This window comes from Marinibaculum pumilum (assembly GCF_042646425.1).
GTDB lineage: Bacteria > Pseudomonadota > Alphaproteobacteria > Ferrovibrionales > Ferrovibrionaceae > Marinibaculum > Marinibaculum pumilum.
Map to the genome: position 1 here is coordinate 136,928 of NZ_JBHRTR010000046.1, position 7,255 is coordinate 144,182.

Consider the following 7,255-nt stretch of genomic DNA (forward strand, 5'->3'; position numbering starts at 1 on the left):
CTCCCCGTTGCCTGGACGGCGGACTGTGCGGATTGCTCATCCGTCCTGTATCCCGCAGCCATGGCCGTCAGGGCAAGCGGGTTCCGGGGGCAGGGGTGGCGGCCGGGCGGCGAAGGCGGTATCAGACCTGCCGGGCGCGGTCGCGCCCCGTGGATCAGCAAGCCGGGAGGGCAAGGCCATTTCCGATCCGAATGACGCTGCCAAGCCAGGCGCCGCCGCATTGCAGGCCGATGGGACCGGGCATGTCCCGCAACAGCTGCTGAAGGGCTATCGGCGGTTCCGCACGAACCGCTATCCGGAACAGGCCGCGCTGCTGGAGGAACTGGCCGACGGGCAGGCGCCGCGGATCATGATCATCGCCTGCGCCGACAGCCGGGTGGATCCGGCCACGATCTTCGGTGCGGCACCGGGCGAACTGTTCGTGGCGCGGAACGTGGCCAACCTGGTGCCGCCGTTCGACGCCTCGGGCGGCTATCACGGCACCTCGGCCGCGATCGAGTTCGCGGTGATGGGCCTGCAGGTCGAGCATCTCGTCGTCATGGGCCATGCCCGCTGCGGCGGCATCGCCGCCTGCCTGGCCGCTGCGGACCACGGCCCGGACGGGCGGGAGAGCGCGCCGCGGGCGGTCGGCCGCTTCATCGATCCCTGGGTCAAGATCGCCGCGCCGGCGCGCAGCGCGGTCCTGGCGCGGGGCGAGAGCGACCCGGACGCGGTGCAGCAGGCCCTGGAATACGAATCGATCGGCCTGTCCCTGGACAATCTGCGCACCTTCCCGTTCATCGCCGAGGCGGAGCAGGCGGGACGGCTGCGGCTGCACGGGGCCTGGTTCGCGATCCGGGGCGGCCTGCTGCACTGGCGGGATCCTGAGAGCGGCCGCTTTGCCCCCGTGGCGCCCGCCGCCTGAAAGGGGGCGCCGCGGTCAGAGCACCATCTGCGTCTGGGTGACCAGGGCGATCAGCTTGCCGGCCTCACTCTCGATCCGAGTCTGCCAGACCATCGTCCGCTGACCCCGGTGCAGCGGCGTGCAGACCGCGCGGACCCTGCTGCCCAGGGGCGCCGGGCGGAAGAAGTTGGTCTTGCTCTCGATGGTCGTGGTGCCCTTGCCCTCCGGCAGGTTGAGCACCGTCGCGACGGCGCCCACGGTATCCGCCAGGGCCATCACGGCGCCGCCATGCAGGATTTCAGGCCGGGTGCAGAGCTCGTCGCGGACAGCCAGCTCGGCCACCACCTCGTCCCTGCTGGCCGCGACATATTCGACGCCGAGCAGTTCGGCGAAAGGCAGCTTGTTGGTCTGTGCGAAGTGCAGCGGATCCATCCGGCATCCCCTCCGTTGCGGTCAGCCGGCCCGGCGCCGGCTGCATCCATTGGCGGGGATTTGAGCCCGCCGTCCGCTGCAGGACAATGACCTGTCGGGTAATCGCCGGGATGTCGGCGGCAGGGCCCTGCGAGCGGGCCGCGAAAGAGATGAGGGCGTGACGATGCAGGCACAGATCATCCGCGGCTTCGGCGGACCGGAGCGGTTCGAGGCGGCGGCGCTGCCGGACCCGGTTCCGGGTCCCGGCCAGGTCCTGGTGCGGCAGGCGGCCAGCAGCGTGAACCCGGTGGACACGAAGCTGCGCGCCAATGGCGGGCCGATGGCGCCGGACCTGCCGGCGGTGCTGGGCTGCGACGTGGCCGGAGTCGTCGAGGCACTGGGCCCGGGGGTTACGGGGCTTGCGGCCGGCGATGCCGTGTTCGGTTGCGGCGGCGGCGTCCGCGGCCAGGGTGGCGCCTATGCGGAGCGGATCGCCGTGGATGCCCGCTTCCTGGCGCGGATGCCGGCCGGCATGGGCTTCGCGGAAGCGGCGGCCCTGCCGCTGGTGACGATCACCGCCTGGGAAGGGCTGTTCGACCGGGCCGGCGTGGCGGCCGGCGATACCGTCCTGGTCCAGGGCGGCGCCGGCGGAGTAGGCCATGTCGTCATCCAGCTGGCCGCGCATCGGGGCGCGCGGGTCTTCGCCACCGTCTCCGGGCCGGAAAAGGCGGAGATCGTGCGACGCCTGGGGGCGGAGGAGGCGATCTTCTACCGCGACGAGCCGGTGGCCGATTATGTCGGCCGGCTGACCGGCGGTCGCGGCTTCGACCTGGTCTTCGATGCCACCGGCGGGCGCGACCTGCCCTCCTCCTTCGCGGCGGCGCGACTCTACGGTCAGGTGGTGGCGATCGTCTCCCGCTTCGATGCGGACCTTGCCCTGATGCAGTCCCGCAGCCTGTCCCTGCACGTCATCTTCATGCTGCTGCCGATGCTGCACAAGATCGGCGGCGACAGCCATGGCCGCATCATGGCCGCGGCCGCGCGGCTGGCGGAAGACGGCCATCTGAAGCCGCTGCTCGATCCCCTGCGCTTCCCCCTGGAGCGGCTGGCGGATGCCCACCGGCATCTGGAAAGCGGCCGGGCGGTCGGCAAGGTCGTGGTGGAGATCGACCCGTCCATACCGCGATAGCGGTAGGCGATTCCCGGGAATCGCCACTGACCCCGATGCTGCAGCGCATTATCCTGGGCTTGTGGGGCGTTGCCAGTTCGGCGGCGCAAGGGAAGCAATGCGTAGCAGTGTCATGGATTGGCGTGTGCAGGGGACCTTGTCTCCGACGGATTTCATCGTTCAGGCCTACAGGGGAAGCCGGGACGTCGCGAGCAGCGCGAACCTGGGATGGCTGGACAGGATCATTCAGGCCGCGCGCAGCGAGGGGCGGATGGTGTCGCGGGCCGATGTGCGGCCGCGCCTGATCGGCCCCCGGGCGATGCCCACCGTGGTCATCATCGATGTGGAGGAGGCACCGCGCCGCTACCGGCTGCGCCTGGTCGGCACGGCCCTGGTGCGTCTTTCCGGCCGCGACAATACCGGCCGCACCTTCGACGAACTGGCGGATGAACATCGGGAGGCGAATGCCTTCTTCATCGAGACATTGGACCGTCTGACCGACCGCCGCCACCCGCTGATCTTCACCGGCAACCTGTTCTACCGGGACATGGAATGGGTCCGCTATCGCTGCCTGGCCTGCCCGGTCTCCGACGATGGCGAGCGGGTCGACCGGATCGTCGCGGCAGTCGAGCTTCTGCCCGGCAAGTCCTGAGGCGGCCCGTCCACCGACGACGGTGGCGCGGGTCCCCGGTCGCGGCGCTGCCTATGTCCTCGACATCGCCACAAACGAATGTGGCGCCGGGCGGCGGGAGCCGCGGCGCCACATGCCGCCCCTGCCGGCCGGGTCCCGGGGAAACCGGCGGGCGACGACGGCAATCGTCCGCGCGGCGGGGCACGACGGCCCCGCCGCGACTTCCTTCGGCCTTACCGGGCCGGCTGCGCCGTGCCGCCGGCGGGGGCCTGCTGCTGCTTCATCAGCTCTTCCCGCTGGCTTTCCTGGGCGGCCGCCGCGTCGCGCGACGCCTTGGTCTCCAGGTCGACGAACTCCGGCGCCTGCTCCAGCTCCTCGCGCGACAGCATGGTCACCAGCTGGATCTCGCCATCCTCGTCCTGCCGCGGCTGCAGTGCCTCGATCGGCACGCCGACCGACTTCTCGCCGATGCCGAGGAAGCCGCCGACGCCGATCACCGCCGCGGTGACCCTGCCGGAACGGTCCATCACGAGGTCGTCGATATCGCCGACCTTCTCGTCCTGCGGGTTCACCACCGGGCGGCCCAGCATGTTGCTGGCCAGGGTGTCGGTCCCGGCCTGGGTGGAAATGAAGCCCCCGGCCGGGGCGGCCGTCGACATCGTGGAGACACTGCCGGAACTCTCGACCTCGGCCGTGGTGCCGGTGCTATCAGGGGTCGACATCTCCCCCGTCTTCATATCGCCGGTCTTCATGTCGCCGGTCTTCATGTCGCCCGCCGGCATGGTTTCAGCCTTCATGCCGCTGTCGGTCTTGCCGTCCGTCTTCGGGGCGACGGAGTCGGTAACCGCGGCCGACGGCGTCTCGGTCGTCGGGGTCGTGCTGGTGTCGGATTGCGCCAGTGCACCACCGGCCAGAAGGGCGGCGGCAGTCGTACCGGCCAGAAGAACACGCATCATGACATTTCTCCAATCTTTCCGGGCGGGCGGACGACTCTCCGCCGCCTGCACAACCCAAGAACAGATTGGCTTTTGACTGGTTCCGGTCGGGACGAAACAAAACGACCGCTTCGCTTGGACTTGTCAGCATTTATCTGAATTTGAACAGATCGCTCGGCAACGGCCACTGGCCGGCCGTCAGTCGGACAGCTTTTTCAGGCCCCTGGCATAGCGCTGCCAGTTCGCCACGTAGTGGCGGGCGGACATTTCCAGCGCCGCGGCGGCATCCGGGTCGAGTTCCCGGACCACCTTCGCCGGCGCACCCATCACCAGGCTGTTGTCGGGGATTTCCTTGCGCTCCGGAATCAGGGCATGGGCGCCGATCAGGCAGTTCCGCCCGATCCGCGCCCCGTTGAGGATCGTCGCGCTCATCCCGATCAGGCTGTTGTCGCCGATCGTGCAGCCGTGCAGCATCACCTTGTGGCCGATCGTGACATTGCGGCCGATGGTCAGCGGCATGCCCGGATCGGTGTGCAGGATGCTGCCGTCCTGCACGTTGCTGCCTTCGCCGATCTCGATCCATTCGTTGTCGCCGCGCAGCACCGCGCCGAACCAGACGCTGGCATCGCGCAGCAGCCGCACGCGGCCCAGGACCGTTGCGTCGGGGGCGACCCAGGCCTCGCCCTCGGGGATCTCCGGTCGCTCACCATCCAGGCTGTAGATCGGCACCTTGTCGTCTCCCTCTCGATGATCCGTACGGGCCGCCACCATAGGCCGGGCCGCAACCAATTCTAAACCCCTGCCGGACAGACTGGCGGCAGTGCGGTCGCGCGACCGCGGCAACCCACGGGATGACCTGGCACCGAATGGCCACCTTCGCTGCAACGCCGGGCATTGCGGTCCTGGACGCCGACGGACGGCTGCTTGAATGGAACGCCGAGTTCGAGCGCGAACTGGCGGCTTCGGCCTGCCGGCCGGGGCGCGGCCTGCGCCTTGCGGCACTGGACCCGGCCGCCGATGGTGCCGCGGAGGCGCCGTGCGCCGCCGCCGGCCACCGGGCCTGCACCCTGGACCGCAACGGACGGCGCTTCCGGATCGAGGAGGTCGAGCTGCCCTCCGGCACCGTGGTGCGGACCAGCCGGGAAATCCTCGGCGAGACCGGCAGCGGGGATGCGGGTCGGATCCTTCAATCGCTGGCCCTGCAGACCTCGGGCTCGGTGTCGCGCCTGCGCCGTGCCGCGCAGGAGGAACCGCGCTGTGCGCGGGCGGAGGCGGAGCGCGCGAACGAGGCGAAGAACAGCTTCCTGGCGACCATGAGCCATGAGATGCGGACGCCGCTGAACGGCCTGCTCGGCATGCTGGAACTGCTGCATGGCTCCGACCTGTCGCCCGAGCAGAGCGCCTGGGCCGAGGCCGCCAGCCTGTCGGGCGAGAGCCTGCGGGCCCTGATTGACGACGTGATGGACCTGACACGCGCGGAGGGCGGACAGGTCGACCTGCGCCCCGCGCCGTTCGACCTGGTGGAACTGCTCGAAGAGGCCGCCACCCTCGTTGCCGCCCGCGCCGCACGGAAGGGGCTGCTGCTTTCCGTCTTTGTCGCACCGGAGCTGCGCGGCAGCGCGCTGGGCGATGCCCGGCGCCTGCGCCAGATCCTGTTCAACCTGGCCGGCAATGCGGTGAAGTTCACCGATGCGGGCAGCGTCTCGGTCGAGGCATTGCCTGCAGCCGCACCTCAGGATGCTGCTGCGGACCGGCGGAGGGTCAGGTTCCAGGTGCTCGACAGCGGGAGCGGCCTGCGGGATCGGGACACCGACCGCCTGTGCGAGCGGTTCGTGCAGGCCGACCCGTCGATCACGCAGCGCTTCGGCGGCTTCGATCTGGGCCTGGCGATCTGCCGGGAGTTCGTTTCTCTGATGGGCGGGCGGATCGGCCTCGAGCGCCGGCCCTGCGGCGGCACCCTGGCCTGGTTCGAGGTCGACCTGCCGCCGGTGGGCACGCCGCGGCGCTGGGACCTGTCTGACGAGGATGAGCCTGTGCGCGTTCTGCTTGCCGGACGGACGGGCAATGCGGATACCGACCTCCTGCGGCACCTCCGGGCCCTGGATGCGGAGGTCGCGGAGGCGCCCGACATCCGGATGGCCGTCAGGGAACTGGCGGAGGCGCGCACCGTCGGTGCCCCCTGCCGGGTCGTCTTTGTGGATGCGGCGCTGGCGGCCCGGGCCGCGGCGCACGGGGCGGCGCTGTCCGTGACCCTGCGGGCGGCGGTTCCCGGCGAGACGCGGTTGGTGTTGCTGGCGGATCCCGCCACGACGCTCCAGGCACCCTGTCCGGACTGGGCCGACGGTGTGCTGGCCCGGCCGATACGCCTGCAGCCCCTGCTGGACTGCCTGCGTCGGACATCCGATTCCTGCGCCATGCCGGGGATCGGCCTGCGGCCGACCCTGTCCGCCGCCGCGGCGGACGGGTAGGTCGGCATGCCGGCGAAGGGCGGCCCTGGCACGCCGCTGCGAATCCTTCTGGCCGAGGACAACGAGATGAACCTGAAGGTGATGCAGGCTTTCCTCTCCAGGCCCGGCTTCTCCACCGCCGTGGCGATGGACGGTGCCGCCGCGGTCGAGGCGGTGGCCGGCGGCGCCTTCGACGTGGTGCTGATGGACCTGCGGATGCCGGGGGTCGACGGCTTTGAGGCGGCACGGCGGATCCGCGCCCTCTCCGGCCCTCAGCGGGGGGTCCGCATCATCGCGCTGAGCGCCGATGTCACCGGCGACGTAGTGCGCCGCTGCCGCGAGGCCGGCATGGACGACTATCTCGCCAAGCCGGTGCGCCTGGCTGTGCTGGACGACAGGCTGGCGGCGATTCCGCGGCGCGCGGCTGCCGGCGGGCCCGACCTGGAGGCGCAGCGGGCATGAGCACCCGGCCGAGGGTGCCGATCGGCAGCCTGCCGCGCAGGCCATATCCCGCCTGACCAGCTGGCACCCACGGACGATTGCCGCTTCTGCACTTCGCGTCCGACCCTTCCACCAGCCTGGAGACCGCGTTCGCGAAGCCCCCCGCCCCGGTCCAGGGCAACCGCCCTGGCCGCATCCTCGCCGGCGGCTGAGCCGCGGGCCGGTCTTAGTGCCTTCCCGGGTTTGATAGAAAGTCTGTCGTTCTCGGGCTTATATGAGGCGGCTTGTGTCAAGGCGTTGCCGGTAGATTTGCAGCAGCTTTTTCTGTCGGGCGGGACG

8 protein-coding genes are annotated in these 7,255 nt (G+C 70.5%); 5 read left to right on the top strand and 3 right to left on the bottom strand.

The genetic code is table 11. The features are described 5' to 3' along the window. The first annotated feature begins 220 nt into the window (after positions 1-220). Complete coding sequence (locus ACFOGJ_RS24985; RefSeq protein ID WP_379905769.1) at positions 221-904, top strand: carbonic anhydrase; 684 nt, start codon at positions 221-223, stop codon at positions 902-904. Between the two features lie 15 nt (positions 905-919). On the opposite strand, the gene ACFOGJ_RS24990 is transcribed toward ACFOGJ_RS24985, so the two are convergent. Then, complete coding sequence (locus ACFOGJ_RS24990; RefSeq protein ID WP_379905771.1) at positions 920-1,315, bottom strand: PaaI family thioesterase; 396 nt, start codon at positions 1,313-1,315, stop codon at positions 920-922. A 163-nt stretch (positions 1,316-1,478) separates the two neighbouring features. Here ACFOGJ_RS24990 and ACFOGJ_RS24995 point away from each other — a divergent pair, with 163 nt between their 5' ends. Next, positions 1,479-2,483, top strand: a complete 1,005-nt coding sequence (locus ACFOGJ_RS24995) for a zinc-binding dehydrogenase (RefSeq protein ID WP_379905773.1) — start codon at positions 1,479-1,481, stop codon at positions 2,481-2,483. 136 nt (positions 2,484-2,619) lie between these two features. Then, a complete protein-coding gene (locus ACFOGJ_RS25000; protein ID WP_379905775.1) occupies positions 2,620-3,114 on the top strand; it encodes a PAS domain-containing protein in 495 nt (164 codons plus the stop codon). Between the two features lie 212 nt (positions 3,115-3,326). Here the strand turns inward: ACFOGJ_RS25000 and ACFOGJ_RS25005 are convergent, their stop codons facing one another. Next, complete coding sequence (locus ACFOGJ_RS25005) at positions 3,327-4,049, bottom strand: PRC-barrel domain-containing protein (protein WP_379905777.1); 723 nt, start codon at positions 4,047-4,049, stop codon at positions 3,327-3,329. Between the two features lie 177 nt (positions 4,050-4,226). Beyond that, complete coding sequence (locus tag ACFOGJ_RS25010) at positions 4,227-4,757, bottom strand: gamma carbonic anhydrase family protein (protein ID WP_449288608.1); 531 nt, start codon at positions 4,755-4,757, stop codon at positions 4,227-4,229. A gap of 122 nt (positions 4,758-4,879) precedes the next feature. On the opposite strand from ACFOGJ_RS25010, the gene ACFOGJ_RS25015 reads away from it, so the two are divergent. Continuing rightward, positions 4,880-6,496, top strand: a complete 1,617-nt coding sequence (locus ACFOGJ_RS25015; RefSeq protein ID WP_379905779.1) for an ATP-binding protein — start codon at positions 4,880-4,882, stop codon at positions 6,494-6,496. Between the two features lie 6 nt (positions 6,497-6,502). Continuing rightward, positions 6,503-6,937, top strand: a complete 435-nt coding sequence (locus ACFOGJ_RS25020; protein ID WP_379905781.1) for a response regulator — start codon at positions 6,503-6,505, stop codon at positions 6,935-6,937. The last annotated feature ends 318 nt before the right edge of the window (positions 6,938-7,255 follow it).